The following is a 17,897-nucleotide window of genomic DNA, read 5'->3' on the forward strand; positions in this document are numbered from 1 at the left end:
CCGGACATTCAATTTAACAACTCTTTTTTCAGGTGATTTTCCATGCGTTTTTCCACCTTGTTGGGCGCCAGCCTGCTGGCACTGAGTGTGACCACCCAAGCCCTGGCGGGGGCAACGCTGCAACGCGTGGAAGAACGCAAGGAACTGGTCGGCGTGCTGATGGAAAGCTACCCGCCATTCTCTTTCCTCAACGAGCAGAACCAGCTGGACGGCTTCGATGTCGATGTGGCGAAGGCCGTAGCCGAAAAACTCGGTGTCAAACTGCGCCTGGAAACCCCATCCTGGGACGTGATCGCCGCCGGTCGCTGGAGCGGTCGATACGATATCTGCATCTGCTCGATGACGCCGAGCAAGGCTCGCGCCCAGGTCTTCGACTTCCCGGTGGAGTACTACGCTTCGCCTGCCGTCATCGTGGTCAACGCCAAGGATGACCGTATTCACGGCGCTAAAGACCTCAGCGGCCTGAAAGTCGGCCTTACCAGCGCCTCCAGCTACGAAAGCTACCTGAACAAGAACCTCGTCATTGAAGGCGCGGAAGACAAGGCCCTGGACTACCCATTCGAGAACGTCCAGATCGCCCCCTATGACACCGACAACGTGGCCTTTCAGGATCTGGGCCTGGGTGCCGGCGTTCGCCTCGATGCGATCCTCACCAACCTGGTCACCGCCCAGCCGCGCCTGAATCAGGATGCGCGCTTCAAACTGGCCGGCCAGGCGCTGTATGAAGAACCTAACTCGGTGGCCATCGAGAAAGGTGATGCGGCCTGGAATGCCAAGGTTCAGCAAGTGTTCGCCGAGCTGAAACAGGACGGCACCCTGAGCCGCCTGTCGCAGAAGTGGATCGGCGCCGATATCAGTAAATGAGTGCCTATCAGCCACCGCCCAGCCAGGCTACGCGCACGCTGGGCCAGCGCCTGTTCGGTTTTCGCACGCGCCTTTACCTGACGTGGGCAGCGTTGTTCGTGATGTTCGTCGGGTTCTTTCTGAGCTTCGACCTGAAGTTTTCGATCATCCTCGACAAGCTGCCTAACCTGCTCGGGCTGCACCTGGCACCGAATGGTTTCCTGCAAGGCGCAGCACTGACCCTGTTCCTTTGCCTGTGCTCGATGCTCAGCTCGGTGATACTGGGTTTCGCTGCGGCGCTGGCGCGCCTGTCGAACAGCGCTGTCGCCTTGGGCATCGCCAGCTTCTACACCTCGTTCTTTCGCGGCACGCCGCTGCTGATCCAGATCCTCTTGATCTACCTGGGCCTGCCGCAAATTGGCGTTGTACCTGGTGCGATCAGCGCCGGGATCATTGCCTTGTCGTTGAACTACGGTGCCTACCTGAGTGAAATCTTCCGAGCCGGTATCATTGGCGTGGCGCCCGGCCAGCGGCAGGCGGCCATGGCCCTGGGGATGCGCCCACGGGCAATTTTCTGGCACATCACCCTGCCCCAGGCCATGCGTACGATCATTCCGCCAAGCGCCAACCAGTTCATTTCCATGCTCAAGGATTCGTCGCTGATTTCGGTGATGGGGGTCTGGGAAGTGATGTTTCTGGCGCAGTCCTATGGCCGCTCCAGCTACCGCTACCTGGAAATGCTGACCACTGCAGCCGCCATCTACTGGCTGCTGTCGTTTGCCCTGGAGTTGCTCCAGGTGCGCCTGGAGCGGCACTACGGCAAAGGCTATCGGCACTGACGCCGCATCGCCAAATCGCGCATAAAAAAAGGGGGGCATATGCCCCCAGAGGTTAACCGTTTACTACCGAGGGCTGTTTCAGCCCTCGATCTCGATCAGGATCTCGCCCGGGTTGACCCGGTCGCCCTTGGCCACGTGGATAGCGACAACTTTACCGGCGATGGCCGACTGCACTTCGGTCTCCATCTTCATCGCTTCGGTGATCAGCACGGCCTGGCCGGCTTTCACCGTGTCGCCTTCCTTGACCAGCACATCGACGATGTTGCCCGGCATGGTGGTGCTGACATGACCTGGCTCGCTGGCCTGCTTGCGCTTGCTGCCGCCACCGCCGACGAACTCGTTGAGCGGCTCGAACACCACTTCTTCCGGCATGCCGTCGATGGACAGGTAGAAGTGACGCTTGCCTTCAGACTTGACGCCAACACCGGTGATATCGACGCGGTAGGTCTCACCGTGAACATCAATGACGAACTCGGTCGGGACGCCTTCACCACCAGCCGAGCCCACGGCACCGGCTTCCGGAATCGGCAGCAGCACTTCAGGGGTCAGGGTGCCGGCATCGCGCTCTTCGAGGAACTTGCGGCCAATGTCCGGGAACATGGCGAAAGTCAGTACATCTTCTTCAGACTTGGCCAGGTTGCCGATGTCCGAACGCAGCTTGGCCATCTCAGGCTTGAGCAGGTCAGCCGGACGCACGTCGATTACTTCTTCGCTGCCAATCGCCTGACGACGCAGTTGGTCGTTGACCACGCCCGGCGCCTTGCCATAACCACCTTGCAGGTACAGCTTCACTTCGTTGGTGATGGTCTTGTAGCGCTCGCCCGCGAGGACGTTGAAGAACGCTTGAGTACCGACGATCTGCGAGGTCGGCGTAACCAGCGGTGGGAAGCCGAGGTCTTCACGCACCCGTGGAATTTCGGCCAGCACTTCGTTCATGCGATGCAGCGCGCCCTGCTCCTTGAGCTGGTTGGCCAGGTTGGAAATCATCCCGCCTGGTACCTGGTTGACCTGCACACGGGTGTCAACGGCGGTGAACTCGCTTTCAAACTGGTGATACTTCTTGCGCACGGCGTAGAAGTACAGACCGATTTCCTGCAGCAGCTCCAGGTCCAGGCCGGTGTCGAATTCGCTGCCCTTGAGCGCGGCAACCATCGACTCGGTACCCGGGTGGCTGGTGCCCCAGGCGAAGCTGGAGATCGCGGTGTCGATATGGTCGGCACCGTTTTCGATGGCCTTGAGTTGGCACATCGCGGCCAGGCCAGCGGTGTCGTGGGAGTGGATGAACACCGGCAGCGACTGCTCGGCCTTCAATGCCTTGACCAGTTCACCGGTGGCATACGGGGTCAGCAGGCCGGCCATGTCCTTGATCGCGATCGAGTCGCAGCCCATGGCTTCCATCTGCTTGGCCTGGGCCACGAACGCGTCGATGGTGTGTACCGGGCTGGTGGTGTAGGCAATGGTGCCCTGGGCATGCTTGCCGGAGGCCTTGACCGCCTCAATGGCAACGCGCAGGTTGCGCACGTCGTTCATGGCATCAAAGATGCGGAAGACGTCGATGCCGTTGACAGCTGCCTTGGCCACGAACGCCTTGACCACGTCATCGCTGTAGTGCCGGTAGCCGAGCAGGTTCTGCCCGCGCAGAAGCATTTGCAGGCGGGTGTTCGGCAGTGCCGCACGCAACTTGCGCAGACGCTCCCACGGGTCTTCCTTGAGGAAACGTACGCAGGCGTCAAACGTCGCGCCACCCCAGACTTCCAGCGACCAGTAGCCGACTTTGTCGAGCTTGTCGCAGATGGGCAGCATGTCTTCGGTGCGCATGCGGGTTGCCAGCAGGGACTGGTGGGCGTCACGCAGGATCGTGTCGGTTACATGAATTTTCTTGGACATTTTTTCGTATTCCTCACAGGCCTGCGTGGGCGGCAATGGCAGCAGCGATGGCCAGGGCCAGCTCTTCGGGTTTGCGCTTGATCGAGTAGTTGGTCAGTTCCGGATGGCTTTCCACGAAGCTGGTATTGAACTGGCCACTGCGGAATTCCGGATTGCGCAGGATTTCCTGGTAATAAGCGGCGGTGGTCTTTACCCCTTGCACGCGCATGTCATCCAGCGCCCGCAGGCCGCGGTCCATGGCTTCTTCCCAGGTCAGGGCCCAAACCACCAGTTTCAAGCACATCGAATCGTAGAACGGCGGGATGGTGTAGCCGGTGTAGATCGCCGTGTCGGTACGCACGCCAGGACCACCGGGTGCGTAGTAACGGGTGATCTTGCCAAAGCTGGGCAGGAAGTTGTTCTTCGGGTCTTCGGCGTTAATCCGGAACTGCAGGGCAAAGCCGCGGTGCTGGATGTCTTCCTGCTTGATCGAGAGCGGCAGGCCCGACGCAATACGAATCTGTTCACGTACGATGTCGATGCCGGTGATTTCCTCGGTGATGGTGTGTTCCACCTGCACCCGGGTGTTCATCTCCATGAAGTACACCTCGCCATCGGCGAGCAGGAACTCCACGGTACCGGCGTTTTCATAACCGACCGCCTTGGCCGCACGTACCGACAGGTCGCCGATGTAGGCGCGCTGTTCCGGGGTCAGCTGAGGGCTGGGGGCGATTTCGATCAGCTTCTGGTTGCGGCGCTGAATCGAGCAATCGCGCTCGAACAGGTGCACCACATTACCGAAGCTGTCACCGAGGATTTGCGCCTCAATGTGTTTCGGGTTGACGATGCATTTTTCGAGGAAGACTTCCGCCGAACCAAAGGCCTTGGTCGCTTCGGAAATCACCCGTGGGAACGCCTGTTCCAATTCTTCACGGCTGTTGCAGCGGCGAATACCACGACCACCGCCACCCGACGTAGCCTTGAGCATGACCGGGTAGCCAATGCGATCACCTTCGCGCAGCGCCTCGTGTATGTCCGCGACGTTGCCTTCGGTGCCCGGGGTCACGGGTACGCCGGCCTTGATCATGCTGCGCCGCGCTTCGGTCTTGTCGCCCATCCGGCGAATGACCTCTGCCGCAGGACCAATGAACTTGATCCCACGTTCAGCGCAGATGTCTGCAAGTTCGGCGTTCTCTGACAGGAAACCATAGCCAGGATGCAGGGCATCGCAGCCGGTCTCTACCGCCAGGTTCACCAGCTTGCGCGGGTTCAGGTAACCGGCCAGGGGTTCGGCACCAATACTGTGAGCCTCGTCTGCACGCTTGACGTGCAGTGCATGACGGTCGGCATCGGAATAGATCGCCACCGAGCGAATGCCCATTTCGGCGCAAGCACGGACAATCCGTACTGCGATCTCACCCCGGTTGGCGATCAGGATTTTTTTTATCACTGGAATATTCCCAAGCCATTGGAACAGACGAACCGGCGAGACCGGTCGGCGCGTGACCATACGTTGCTGGCCAGTCGCATAAGTACCCTAGCGCCGTCGCTTAATAAACAAAAATCAATATTTATTAGGCCTTGCATTAGCAAAAGCTTATAGTGCCGTAACAAGGTTTGTCCGGAGCCGGATGAGAGATGCGTAAGTCATTGATGCGTATGACATTACGGCAGTTGAAAGTCTTCAACGAAGTCTGCGATCTGCGCTCCTACAGCCGAGCCGCCGAAGAGATGTCGCTGACGCAACCCGCCGTTAGTCTACAGATCCGCCAGCTCGAAGAACTGGTCGGCCAGCCGCTGTTTGAGTACGTGGGCAAGAAGCTCTACCTCACCGAAGCCGCTGAGGCTTTGCAGCGCGCCAGCCGAGACATCTTCGGCCGCCTGGAGAGCTTCGACATGCAGCTCTCGGACATGCAAGGCTCTCTGCAGGGGCAACTGAAACTGGCGGTGGAGTCCAGCGCCAAGTACTTCGTGCCGCACCTGTTTGCCGCCTTCAAGAAGCTTCATCCCGAGGTCAACCTGACCCTTACCGTGGTCAACCGCGCCCAGGCGATTCGGCGCCTCTCGGACAACCGGGATGACCTGATCATCATGTCCATGGTGCCGCAGGACATGGGCCTGGAATTCATGCCCTTCCTGAACAACCCGATCGTTGCCGTGGCGCCACCTGACCACCCGCTCTGCAAGCTCGAACGCCTGCGCCTGCAAGACCTGGAGCCCCACACGCTGCTGGTTCGCGAGCAAGGCTCAGGCACGCGCAAAGCCTGCGAAGAGTACTTCAAAGACAAACGCGTACACTTCTCCCAGACACTGGAGGTGGCGTCTGCCGACGCTCAACGCGAGTGCGTCATTGCCGGGCTCGGGATCGCACTGCTGACGCGTCATGCGCTGAACCTGGAACTGGCCACCGGCGTGTTGCGCGAACTGCCCGTGGAAGAGCTACCGCTGTACCGAAGCTGGTGCGTGGTACAGGCCAAGGCCAAGCGGCAGTCGCCGGTAGCCCTGGCCTTTCTTGCATACATCCGCAGCGAACGCGCGCAAATCAGCGCACTTGTTGAGCGTTTCTCGGGGACTCTGCCGCCGATACCTGCCAGAGGTTGACGGCCTGTAATTCGGGGTAGTCAGCAATTTCCTGCAACAGGCGGCGCTGCTCGGAATAGCTTTCAATCGCACGGCGATACTCCATGCGGCGCTGATCCTTTTCCTGCTGCTTGCGGGCCTTGGCGTTGGACGGGTACGGACGATCAAATTCACGAGCCATTGCGAATCTCCCTGGTCAAGTACGGGAGTTTCAGGGTGCGCAATGGCGGTGACGATTTGGCGGCGCGGCGATGACAAAACCATGAACCTTGCCGACCGTACGGGGACAGTCGGCGGCGGTCAGTCGTCCAGGGCCTTGATCGACTTGGGTGACAGGCGCAGGCTGCGCAAGCTGCGTTTGACGCTCTTGAGGTGGTTGACCAGGCTCGGGCCACGGGCCATGGCAACGCCCATTGCCAGCACGTCGATCACCACCAGGTGGGCGATCCGCGAGGTCAACGGGGTATAGATCTCGGTGTCTTCATGAACGTCGATGGCCAGGTTGACACTCGACAGCTCAGCCAACGGGGTCTGGCTCGGGCACAGGGTAATCAGGGTTGCCCCGCTCTCGCGCACCAGGTTGGCGGTGATCAGCAGGTCCTTGGAGCGCCCGGACTGGGAAATGCAGATGGCCACATCACCCGGTTTCAGGGTGACCGCCGACATCGCCTGCATGTGCGGGTCGGAATAGGCAGCAGCGCTGAGCAGCAGACGGAAGAACTTGTGCTGCGCATCGGCAGCCACCGCGCCGGAGGCGCCAAACCCGTAGAACTCGACGCGCTGGGCCTGGGCCATAGCGGTCACGGCACGCTGCAGCGCTTGGGCATCGAGGTGCTCACGCACTTCCATCAGGGTGTGCAGGGTGGTGTCGAAGATCTTCAGGCTGTAGTCGGCAACCGAATCGTCCTCATGGATCGCAAACTGGCCAAAACTGGCCCCGGCCGCCAGGCTCTGGGCAAGCTTGAGCTTGAGGTCCTGGAACCCGGAGCAACCAATGGCGCGGCAAAAGCGCACGATGGTCGGCTCGCTGATGCCGACGCTGTGGGCAAGGTCGGCCATGGAGCTATGCATGACGGCTGCTGGGTCGAGCAGCACGTGGTCGGCAACCTTGAGCTCCGACTTACGTAGCAGATGGCGCGACTGGGCGATGTGTTGCAACAGATTCAAGGGCAGGACTCGGTTATGATCGACTGACCGGGTTGTAGCTTTCTTGTAGTTATACTACATGACCGGCGACCCGCCCAGCTAAACGATCTAGGAGAGTGGTGGTATTGACTATCCCTTGCGACATCATGGTATTCGGCGGCACCGGTGACCTGGCCCTGCACAAGCTGCTTCCGGCGCTCTACCACCTGTATCGCGAAGCACGCCTGCACCCTGAAGTGCGTATCGTTGCGCTGGCTCGAAAAAATCTGCCGCGCAGCGACTACCGGCTGCTCGCCGAGCGCCGCTGCCGGGCCCAGATTGCCCGCCATGACTTCGATGAAGAGGTCTGGAAGCGTTTCTCGGCGCGTCTCGACTACTTTCCCATGGACGCCTCGCAGAGCGCCGACTTCGGCCGTCTGGCACGCTTCCTCGGCGAACCAGGCGGGCTGACGCGGATCTACTACCTGGCCACGGCCCCCGATCTGTTCGTGCCGATCATCAGCCATATGCAGATTGCCGGGCTGGCTGACAGCGACGCACGGGTCGTACTGGAAAAGCCTATCGGCCACTCGCTGGAATCGGCAACGGCAATCAACAGTGCCATTGGCGCCGTGCTCGACGAGTCGCAGGTGTTCCGGATCGACCATTACCTGGGCAAGGAGACCGTACAGAACCTCATGGCCCTGCGTTTTGCCAACGCCCTGCTGGAACCGGTATGGCGTAGTAATCAGATCGACCATGTGCAGATCAGTGTGTGCGAAACCCTGGGCGTCGAAAACCGCGGGGCCTACTACGACCGCGCTGGCGCGACACGCGACATGCTGCAGAACCATCTGCTGCAACTGCTTTGCCTGGTAGCCATGGAGCCACCGGCTCAATTCAACGCCGAAGCCGTGCGCGATGAGAAGGTAAAGATCCTCAGGGCCCTCAAGCCGATCACCGGCCAGGATGTCCAGGATCGGACCGTGCGCGGCCAGTACAGCGCGGGCAAGATCGGCGGGCAGGAAGTACCGGCGTATTACTTCGAGAAAGATGTCGACAACGACAGCGATACCGAGACCTTCGTCGCCGTTGAAGCCTATATCAACAACTGGCGCTGGGCCGGCGTACCGTTCTACCTGCGTACCGGTAAACGGATGGCGAAGAAGTCGTCGCAGATTGTCATTCAGTTCAAACCGGTACCGCACCAACTGTTCGAGGGCGCACAGACCAATCAGTTGCTGATTCAGCTACAGCCGGACGAACGCATCAGCCTGCAGATGATGACCAAAAGCCCAGGCAAAGGCATGCGCCTGGAGCCTGTGGAACTGAACCTGAACCTGGCCCAGGTGTTCGGCCAGACACGTCGCTGGGAAGCCTACGAACGGCTGCTGCTGGATGTGCTGGAGGGCGATTCAACCTTGTTCATGCGCCGTGACGAAGTCGAGGCCGCCTGGGCCTGGATTGACCCGATCCTCAACGGCTGGCAGGAATACTTCCAGGCCCCCAGGCCCTACCACGCTGGTACCAACGGCCCCGACCAGGCACATAGCCTGCTGGCCCATCAAGGCCGGGAATGGCACAACTGAGCACATGACACGCGCCAATGAGCGACTACTATGTAATACCGATAGTGATTCGTTTGATCCGATACTGAACACCAGCGCTTGGCTGAGCGCGAACGCTTCTCCCCTTGCCTGCCTGGTACCCGCAATGCCAGGCAGGTTTTTTGTTTGAAGGGTATGCAGCCACGCGACTGCATCACCACACAGGCGGCATCGACAGCAAACTCATCAGATTGGCCGCCGCCACCGGCCGGCTGATCAGATAGCCCTGTACCTCATCGCAGCCCTGCTCACGTAAAAAAGCCAACTGCTCCTGCGTTTCAACACCCTCGGCCACCACCTTGAGCGCCAGGCTATGGGCCATGACGATAATTGCTCGGGTGATCGCTGCATCCTGACTGCCTTCGGTCAGGCCGCGAACAAAGGTCTGATCGATTTTGACGTAGTCCACCGGGAATCGCTTGAGGTAACTCAGGGACGAGTAACCCGTTCCAAAATCGTCGATGGCCAGCTTCACCCCCAACTCATGCAACTGACGGAACGTCGCAATGATGTGCTCGACACTGTCAAGCAACTGGCTTTCGGTCAGTTCCAGCTCCAGCAGATGAGGTTCCAGCCCGCTCTCATCAAGCACTTGACGCACCAGGCTGACCAACTTGCCCTGACGTAACTGATGAACCGAAAGGTTTACCGAGACACGTATCGGTGCCAAGCCCTGACGCTGCCATTCGCAGGCTTGCCAACACGCCTGACGCAAGACGAACTCACCCATCGGCGCGATCAGCCCGGTTTCCTCGGCCAACCCGATAAACTCGCTCGGCGGTACCATGCCCCATTGCGGATGATGCCAGCGCACCAAGGCTTCGGCTGCTGTCAGACGCCCTGTGGCCAGGCACAGTTTTGGTTGGTAGTAGACCTCCAGCTGGCGTTCTTCAATCGCCCTGCGCAACTGATTCTCCAGTTGCAGACGCTCCAACGTGCTGGCCTGCAGGCTTTCGGTGTAGAACTGGAAGTTGTCGCCCCCCAGGTGCTTGGCATGCTGCATCGCCATGTTCGCTTGGCTGACCAGCATACTGACCTCCCGAGTGGTATCGGAGAGCAGGCTGATTCCGACCGATGCACTGATCACCAACTCATGACCCGCAACCCGCAACGGTGCACGCAGCTTGTCGAGCAGGCGTGTCGTAACCCGCACCAGGCTCGACAGGTTGGTGTACCCATCAAACAGCACGGCAAACTCGTCCCCGGAAAGCCGCGCAACGGTATCGGCCTCAGGCAACGCATTGCTGATACGCCGGGCCATCTGGGTCAGAAGTTGATCTGCGATCTCATGCCCAAGGCTCTCGTTCAACAGCTTGAAGCGATCGAGGTCGATATGCAGCAAGGCCAGGCTACGGCCACTCAAAGGTAAGCGCTGCCCGGCTTCATGCAAACGCAATCGGAACAGCGCACGGTTGGCCAGGCCCGTGAGTTCGTCGTAATGCGCAAGGTAGCGCAAACGCTCTTCCGACTCGCGCCGCGCGGAGAGATCACTGAAGAAGCCAACAATACTGCTGATGTTGCCCTGTGCATCCCGCACACCATTGAGTTGCAGCCACTGGGGATAGAGTTCGCCACTTTTGCGCGCCTCAACCAGCTCACCCTGCCACCCGCCCTGCTGCTCCAGGGCCTGGTCAATCGCCGACAGGTGCCGCCGCGCGTCACGGCTGCAGGGCAACTCCAGCACGTTGCGCGCCAGCAACTCTTCTCGGTCATAGCCGGTGATCCGACAGAATGCCTGATTGACGGCCAGCAGCACGTAATCCGGGTCGAGAATGGCAATACCTTCGCTGGCAGCCTCGAACACCGTGGCCGCCAAGCGTTGCTGCTCTTCCTGAGCCTTGCTTGCGCTGATGTCGCGCCGTGTCCCCAGCATACGCACAACTCGCCCGTCGGCATCGCGCTCGACGGCCCGGCCACGGTCCTCGACCCAGCACCAGTGGCCCTGGCTGTGACGAACCCGGTACTCGATACGGTAATCCTCGGTGCGCCCCTTCAAATGCTCGACCAGCGTGCGCTTGAGCGACGGCAGGTCGTCGGGGTGCAAGCGCGGCTTGAGGTGAGCCAGCATCGCCTTGACCTGCTCTGGATCAAGGCCAAACAACTCGCGAAGCTGGGTGTGGTGAACCTCATCGCTCTGCAGGTTCCAGTCCCATAAACCCAGCTCACTGGCGTCCAGCGCCAACGCCAGGCGTTGCTCGCTCTTGCTCAACGCCTGATTGGCGGCGTCCAGTTGCTGGCTGCGCTGCGCCACCCGCGACTCCAGGCCGACCTGGGCCTGACGCAACTGGTCTTCGATCAGCCGTCGCCGCTCGACTTCACTGGCCAAGGCCTGGTTGAGCTGTTCACTGCGATGCTGTGCAGCCTGCAGGTGTTCAATCAGCGCCTGATTCTGAAAGCGGCGCAGCAACCCGTTCTCAATCAGGCGATTGACCTGCCAGGCAACCACTAACAAGGCTCCCAGCAGGATGAGGCCCAACCAGCCCCAACCCAGGTGCTCGTCGGCACCACTCCAGAACAGGTAGAGGATCGGCGGCAACAAACATGGCAAGGTGAAGCTGAGGAAGGCGGGCAAGCTGACAGCGTAGGCAATGCTGGCCGAAAGTGTCGCCGCGCCAAGCAGGCCAAAGACCCAGGCTTGCTGTACGAAATTATCCGTAGGCACCAGGGCGATCGCTGCGCTGGCCAGGGTCAGGCCACTGAAAGCCGAACCCAGGAGGAACATTCGCCACCAGGTCGGTTGCGCCTGACGTTCTGGCATGGCCGCGTCGAATGCCGCGACCTGGATCACTCGCAAGGCAACCAGGGCCATCAGCCAGACCATCCAGATACTGATCTGAAAATAGCGTGGCGGGCTCCACAGCAACCAGGCGCATACCAGGCCATTGAGCAGCATGAACAACGTTGGCAGCAGTGACCCCTGATACAACAAGCGGGTGCGCTCGACGGCCAGTTGCGTGGCAAATTGCTTGCGAATGCTCCGACGTGCTTCCTGAGGGACGCTCGCAGAGCCTGAACCGAAGGTCATAGGCAGTATTCTTGTAATGGTGAGCCTTAAACGTGGCACGGAGCATACACAAGCATCGACCACTACCAAACTGCTCTGCGTTATAAATATTCACCAACCTGATGCACGCGCCATAACCATGGCGACCGCTCAAGCACGCGGGCCAAGGCCTGCACGCCATGACCAGCGGATCGTCACCCCGACGGATTTTCCACGCCAGGTTTGCCCCTGACTCCCCTGCCCCCTAGAATGGCCGGATGCGCGATGATCTCTCTCTCCTGTTGAACTCCCTCAACGATGCCCAACGTCAGGCCGTAGCGGCCCCGGTTGGCCGTCAGTTGGTCCTGGCCGGTGCCGGCTCCGGCAAAACCCGTGTGCTGGTGCACCGTATCGCCTGGTTGATCCAGGTCGAGCAGGCCTCACCGCATTCGATCCTGTCGGTGACCTTCACCAACAAGGCTGCCGCCGAGATGCGCCAGCGTATCGAGCAACTGATGGGTATCAACCCGGCAGGCATGTGGGTGGGCACCTTCCACGGCCTGGCCCATCGCCTGTTGCGGGCGCACTGGCAAGAAGCCGGGCTGAACCAGAATTTCCAGATTCTCGACAGCGACGATCAGCAACGCCTGGTCAAGCGCGTAATCCGCGAGTTGGGCCTGGACGAACAGCGCTGGCCTGCACGCCAGGCGCAATGGTTCATCAATGGCCAGAAAGACGAAGGCCTGCGCCCACAGCATATTCAAGCCAGCGGCGACCTGTTCCTGGGCACCATGCGCAGCATTTATGAAGCCTATGAGGCCGCCTGCCAACGCGCTGGCGTCATCGACTTCTCCGAACTGCTGCTGCGCGCCCTGGACCTCTGGCGCGACCATCCCGGCCTGCTGGAGCATTACCAGCGCCGCTTCCGCCACTTGCTGGTGGATGAATTCCAGGATACCAACGCCGTGCAATATGCCTGGCTGCGGCTACTGGCCAAGGGTGGCGACAGCTTGATGGTGGTCGGCGACGACGATCAGTCCATTTATGGCTGGCGCGGTGCCAAGATCGAGAACATTCATCAGTACACCAGCGACTTCCCCGACGCCGAGTTGATCCGCCTGGAGCAGAACTACCGCTCCACCGCCGGCATCCTCAAAGCCGCCAACGCCCTGATCGCCAACAACAGCGGGCGCCTGGGCAAAGAGCTGTGGACCGACGGTGGCGACGGCGAACCACTGAGCCTTTACGCCGCCTTCAACGAACACGACGAAGCCCGCTACGTGGTGGAAACCATCGAAAGCGTGATCAAGACCGGTGCGGCGCGTAGCGATATCGCCATCCTTTACCGCTCCAACGCCCAGTCGCGGGTGCTCGAAGAGGCCCTGCTGCGCGAACGCATCCCCTATCGAATCTACGGGGGGCAACGCTTCTTCGAGCGCGCCGAGATCAAGAACGCCATGGCCTATTTGCGCCTGCTGGAGGGCCGTGGCAACGACGCGGCACTGGAGCGGGTCATTAATGTGCCGCCGCGTGGCATCGGTGAGAAAACCGTCGAAGCCATTCGCGAGCATGCCCGCCATGCCCAGGTCTCGATGTGGGAGGCCGTGGCCCTGCTGCTCGCCAACAAGGGCCTCAAGGGCCGTGCAGCCAGCGCGCTGAGCGCCTTTATCGAACTGATCGAAAACCTGGCGGCGAAGGTGCTGGAAATGCCGCTGCACCTGATGACCCAGACAGTGATCGAGCAATCAGGGCTGATCGTCTATCACCAGGAAGAGAAAGGTGAGAAAGGCCAGGCACGGGTAGAAAACCTTGAGGAACTGGTCAGCGCAGCGCGCAACTTTGAAACCAGTGAAGACGAGGAAGACCTCTCGCCGCTCTCGGCATTCCTCGGCCATGCCTCGCTGGAAGCCGGTGAGGCCCAGGCCGATGAGCATGAAGACAGCATCCAGTTGATGACCCTGCACAGCGCCAAGGGCCTGGAGTTCCCTTACGTGTTCCTGGTGGGCATGGAAGAAGGCCTGTTCCCGCACAAGATGAGCCTGGAGGAGCCAGGGCGCCTCGAAGAGGAACGCCGCCTGGCCTATGTCGGCATTACCCGGGCCATGCAGCAACTGGTCATGACCTACGCCGAAACCCGCCGCCTGTACGGCAGCGAGACCTACAACAAGGTGTCACGTTTCGTACGTGAAATTCCGGCCGGACTGATTCAGGAAGTGCGTTTGTCCAACAGCGTCAGCCGCCCATTCGGTTCTGGCCAGAAGCAGAATTCGAGCAGCCTGTTCGGTAGCGCTAACATCCCGCAAACCGCCTTCAACCTCGGCCAGCGGGTACAGCATGCAGTGTTTGGCGAAGGCGTGATCCTGAACTTTGAAGGCTCCGGCGCGCAGGCACGCGTGCAAGTCAACTTCGCCGAAGGCAGCAAGTGGCTGATGCTGGGTTATGCCAAGCTGGAAGCCATCTAAGTCGCGTTTCTGGACAAAGGTAACGCAATGGGCTCGGGCTTCTTTTCCTCATGGACGTTCTGGGCCCTTGCCGCCTGACCCCATAGCCACCGGCCCCCAGGTATTAGCTGATCGTGCAACAGGCTTGAGTCAAGCATGAAGGCATAATCAAGCAAAAGCTGGAAACATTATGGTGCTGGTCATGCAGCCTACAACCTGTGCACCATGACGCGCGTGCAATCCACAAAACGGGAATTCCCATACTATGCAACGTTTTCTTAGCATCGCTCTAGCGCTGTGCATTGGCCTGACGATGAGCCTCGACGCCAATGCCAAACGCTTCGGCGGCGGCAAGAGCTCGGGCGCAGCACCGACCCATCAAACCCGCCAGGCCGCCCCATCCACTCCGGCAGCCACCCCCGCAATGCCAGGCCGTGCGCCTGCCGCTGCCAGCGGCGCCTCGCGCTGGCTCGGCCCATTGGCCGGTATCGCCGCCGGTGGCCTGCTGGCCTCGATGTTCATGGGTGATGGCTTCGAGGGGATGCAGTTCCTCGACATCATCATCATGGCGCTGATCGCCTTCCTGGCGTTCCGCTTCATTGCGGCCCGCCGTCGCAAGCAACAGCAGCCACAGATGGCGCCAGCAGGTCACGCACCGTTCCAGCGTGAAGCCTACGAGCAACCAGCACAGCCGCAGGTATTCGGTGGTTCGCCAGCCTCGTCGGCCCGCCCGGTCATCAACGCACCGGCCTGGTTCAACGAGCAGAGCTTCCTGGCTGCAGCACGCAACCACTTCCAGTCGCTGCAGCAGCACTGGGACGCGAACGAGATGGACAAGATCGCCGAGTTCGTCACGCCACAAATGCTGCAGTTCCTCAAGCAGGAGCGCGCGGCCTTGGGCGAGGGCTTCCAGTCCACCTACATCGATGACCTGAATGTGCAACTGGAAGGTGTCGACGACCGCGCCGACAAGACCATCGCCACTCTGACCTTCAGCGGCGTGTCGAAAACCTCGCGCTTCGACCAGGGCGAAGTGTTCAGCGAAAGCTGGAACATGGAACGTGCCCAAGGCGAAAACCAGCCGTGGCTGGTCGCCGGGATCCGCCAAAACGGCTGATTTTCAGGCATTGCACAAAAAACCCCGGGCCTGTCCCGGGGTTTTGCTTTTGCCGGATTGCGCTACTAGGGTATAACGCGCAGCGTGTCATCAAGGTAAGAGGATAGAGCCGTGGAAGAAGTGATTGAACAACTCCGTGAAGCCAATGAACCCGTGCCGGTTCCACTGGAGTTGCCCGACGAGGATCAACTGGTCGAGATCGAAGAGCAGTTGTTCATCAACATTCCCTTCGTCTTCAAAGAGTTCCTGCTGACCGTCAGCGATGTCGTGTACGGTAGCCTGGAACCGGTGACCGCGACCGACCCACAATCGCACACCTACCTGCCTGAAGTCGCCGCCAATGCCTGGGATGCGGGCGTACCGCGCGACCTGATCCCGCTCTGCCAGGACGGCGATGACTACTACTGCGTCGAAGAAGACGGCACCGTAGTGTTGTGGTCGGGCGAAGAAGAATGCGTCACCGAGGAAAGCTGGGAATCGGTCTGGCACTGGGCTCGGGATGTCTGGCTGGAAAGCTGACCTGAACATCGCCTGAAGCATCAACGGCCATCGGGCAGTCGATTGGCGCTGGCAGGACGCGCCATCAACGCACCCTAGCGGTGATGGCCGTCATCATGCTCAAGCGTTTCGAGCAAAGCGATCTGCATCCGCGTGTGCACCCGGATGAACCAGCGCCAGAGCAACGCGACCACGCCCGCAGCGACCACCGCGATCACCAGCAGCAGTTCACTGGTCGGCAGAATACTGGCCGACAATGCCGACAACAGCAGGAAAATCACCAACAACGACAGCAGCGGAATCACCTCGGCGATTACCCGTCGAACACGCTGGGTATGTCGCCCCGCCACCTCCGGTTTCACCCCCATTTCCGCCAACAGCATCGAGAGCGCCTTGAGCTTGCGATAAGCCGCGATCAGGAACGGTAGCGACAACAACAGCGCTGCGCCCCAAATCAAGGCCTTGTGCTGCCCTGTGTCGCTGATCCAGCCGCTCAACCAGGCGCTGATGCGGTATGCAAAGTAACCGCCACTAAAGAAGATCGCGGCCACCAGGGCCAGGTTGACCCCAACCTGCAACAGAATCCGCCGGATCATGGCCGCCAGCATCGCGCCCTCGCCGTGTGGTTGAATACTGCGCAACCATTCACCATACAGCGACAGTACTCGGCCCAGACGCTGCGGCATGACCTTGGCCAGCCTCTGTGACAACGGATCTGCACTGCGGATCAAATACGGCGTCAGCAGCGTGGTAATCGCCGACACGGCCACCGCGACCGGGTAGAGGAAGTCACTGGTGACCTGCAGGGTGATCCCCAGCGCCGCGATGATGAAAGAGAACTCGCCGATCTGTGACAGGCCCATGCCGACACGCAACGACGTGCGCCCATCGTTGCCCGCAATAAACGCTCCCATGCCGCAAGAAAGCATCTTGCCCAGCACGACGGCAACGGTAATCACCGCAATCGGCCAGGCATAGTCGAGCAGCACCCGCGGGTCGATCATCATGCCGATGGCGACAAAAAAGATGGCACTGAACAGGTCACGAACCGGCTCGATCAAGCGCTCTATTTTCAGTAACTGCCGCGACTCAGCCATAATCGCGCCAATCAGGAACGCACCCAGCACCATGCTGTACTCAAGCTTGACCACCAGCAGGCAAAAGCCGAAGCACAGCCCTAGCACCGTAATCAGCAGCATCTCGTTGCTTTCAAAGCGCGCCACGTAGGCCAACACACGCGGCACCAGAAGAATGCCGACCACCAACGCCACAATCATGAACAGCGACAGTTTGCCGACCGTGGAAAACACCTCACCGGAGCTGACCGTACCGCTGACGGCAATGCCCGATAACAAGGCAATAATGCCGATACCCAGAATGTCTTCAACGATCAGTACACCGAAGATCAACTGGGCGAAGCGCTCGTTCTTCATCTTCAGGTCATTGAGCGCCTTGACGATGATCGTGGTCGAGGAAATCGCCAGAATCGCCCCGAGAAACAACGAATCCATGGTGCTCCAGCCAAACCAGCGGCCAATCTCGAAGCCGATCCAGATCATCAGGACGATTTCCAGAAAAGCGGCGATAAAGGCGGTTGCCCCGACCTTGAACAGCTTGCGCAGGCTGAACTCCAGGCCCAGGCAAAACATCAGGAAAATCACCCCGAGCTCGGCCAGGGTCTTGATCGTGTCTTCGTCGTGAATCAGGCCGAACGGTGGGGTATAAGGGCCAATGATGAACCCGGCAACGATGTAACCCAGGACCACCGGCTGCTTGAGGCGATGAAAAAGCACGGTGACGACCCCGGCAACCAGCATGATCACCGCCAAATCCTGAATAAAGCTGATGGCATGCATGGCGGACACCTCCTGAATACGTACAAAAAACAAACAAGTACCTGTCAGAGTGATCTGATTGAGCGGCACCTGTTTTATGCTTTATCTGTAGGAATAACCCACCTTGCATGGGCCAACTGAGGTTAACACCCGCCACTGCATG

At 60.1% G+C, this 17,897-nt stretch carries 13 protein-coding genes; 7 read left to right on the plus strand and 6 right to left on the minus strand.

The annotated features are described in order from the left end of the window. The first annotated feature begins 42 nt into the window (after window positions 1–42). On the plus strand, window positions 43–864 hold the full coding sequence (locus CS390_RS24350; protein WP_065758100.1) for an ABC transporter substrate-binding protein: 822 nt from the start codon (window positions 43–45) through the stop codon (window positions 862–864). After that, the gene (locus CS390_RS24355; RefSeq protein ID WP_065758099.1) at window positions 861–1,682 is read left to right on the plus strand and encodes an amino acid ABC transporter permease; all 822 of its coding nucleotides are present in this window, start codon (window positions 861–863) and stop codon (window positions 1,680–1,682) included. Before CS390_RS24350 ends, CS390_RS24355 begins: the two co-directional genes overlap by 4 nt. A 78-nt stretch (window positions 1,683–1,760) precedes the next feature. Here the strand turns inward: CS390_RS24355 and oadA are convergent, their stop codons facing one another. After that, window positions 1,761–3,569: a sodium-extruding oxaloacetate decarboxylase subunit alpha gene (oadA, locus tag CS390_RS24360; RefSeq protein ID WP_099776405.1), complete on the minus strand. Its 1,809-nt coding sequence runs from the start codon at window positions 3,567–3,569 to the stop codon at window positions 1,761–1,763. Between the two features lie 13 nt (window positions 3,570–3,582). Further along, a complete protein-coding gene (locus tag CS390_RS24365; RefSeq protein ID WP_065758097.1) occupies window positions 3,583–4,998 on the minus strand; it encodes an acetyl-CoA carboxylase biotin carboxylase subunit in 1,416 nt (471 codons plus the stop codon). Window positions 4,999–5,201: 203 nt separating this feature from the next. Between CS390_RS24365 and CS390_RS24370 the strand changes: the two genes are divergently transcribed. After that, entirely contained in the window at window positions 5,202–6,149 is a 948-nt protein-coding gene (locus tag CS390_RS24370; protein WP_176717392.1) for a LysR family transcriptional regulator, read from the plus strand. Here the strand turns inward: CS390_RS24370 and CS390_RS24375 are convergent. Beyond that, window positions 6,091–6,309: a PA3496 family putative envelope integrity protein gene (locus tag CS390_RS24375; protein ID WP_065758095.1), complete on the minus strand. Its 219-nt coding sequence runs from the start codon at window positions 6,307–6,309 to the stop codon at window positions 6,091–6,093. The genes CS390_RS24370 and CS390_RS24375 overlap by 59 nt on opposite strands. Before the next feature lie 119 nt (window positions 6,310–6,428). After that, on the minus strand, window positions 6,429–7,295 hold the full coding sequence (gene hexR / locus CS390_RS24380) for a transcriptional regulator HexR (protein ID WP_065758094.1): 867 nt from the start codon (window positions 7,293–7,295) through the stop codon (window positions 6,429–6,431). A gap of 104 nt (window positions 7,296–7,399) precedes the next feature. Here hexR and zwf point away from each other — a divergent pair, with 104 nt between their 5' ends. Next, window positions 7,400–8,842, plus strand: a complete 1,443-nt coding sequence (zwf, locus tag CS390_RS24385; protein WP_065758162.1) for a glucose-6-phosphate dehydrogenase — start codon at window positions 7,400–7,402, stop codon at window positions 8,840–8,842. A 172-nt stretch (window positions 8,843–9,014) separates the two neighbouring features. On the opposite strand, the gene CS390_RS24390 is transcribed toward zwf, so the two are convergent. Further along, window positions 9,015–11,885, minus strand: coding sequence for an EAL domain-containing protein (locus CS390_RS24390; RefSeq protein WP_099776407.1), 2,871 nt, complete (start codon window positions 11,883–11,885; stop codon window positions 9,015–9,017). Between the two features lie 236 nt (window positions 11,886–12,121). Between CS390_RS24390 and uvrD the strand changes: the two genes are divergently transcribed. The 3 genes from uvrD (at window position 12,122) to CS390_RS24405 (ending at window position 15,920) form a co-directional block, all read left to right on the plus strand. After that, window positions 12,122–14,305 carry a DNA helicase II gene (gene uvrD / locus CS390_RS24395; RefSeq protein ID WP_099776409.1) on the plus strand — a complete coding sequence of 728 codons (2,184 nt, stop codon included), beginning with the start codon at window positions 12,122–12,124 and terminating at the stop codon, window positions 14,303–14,305. Between the two features lie 244 nt (window positions 14,306–14,549). Continuing rightward, complete coding sequence (locus CS390_RS24400) at window positions 14,550–15,401, plus strand: Tim44 domain-containing protein (RefSeq protein ID WP_065758091.1); 852 nt, start codon at window positions 14,550–14,552, stop codon at window positions 15,399–15,401. A 111-nt stretch (window positions 15,402–15,512) separates the two neighbouring features. Continuing rightward, window positions 15,513–15,920 carry an SMI1/KNR4 family protein gene (locus CS390_RS24405; RefSeq protein ID WP_099776411.1) on the plus strand — a complete coding sequence of 136 codons (408 nt, stop codon included), beginning with the start codon at window positions 15,513–15,515 and terminating at the stop codon, window positions 15,918–15,920. Window positions 15,921–15,994: 74 nt separating this feature from the next. On the opposite strand, the gene CS390_RS24410 is transcribed toward CS390_RS24405, so the two are convergent. Further along, complete coding sequence (locus CS390_RS24410; protein ID WP_065758089.1) at window positions 15,995–17,755, minus strand: cation:proton antiporter; 1,761 nt, start codon at window positions 17,753–17,755, stop codon at window positions 15,995–15,997. Window positions 17,756–17,897: the final 142 nt, after the last annotated feature.

Source organism: Pseudomonas sp. HLS-6 (assembly GCF_002753995.1).
Taxonomy (GTDB): domain Bacteria; phylum Pseudomonadota; class Gammaproteobacteria; order Pseudomonadales; family Pseudomonadaceae; genus Aquipseudomonas; species Aquipseudomonas defluvii.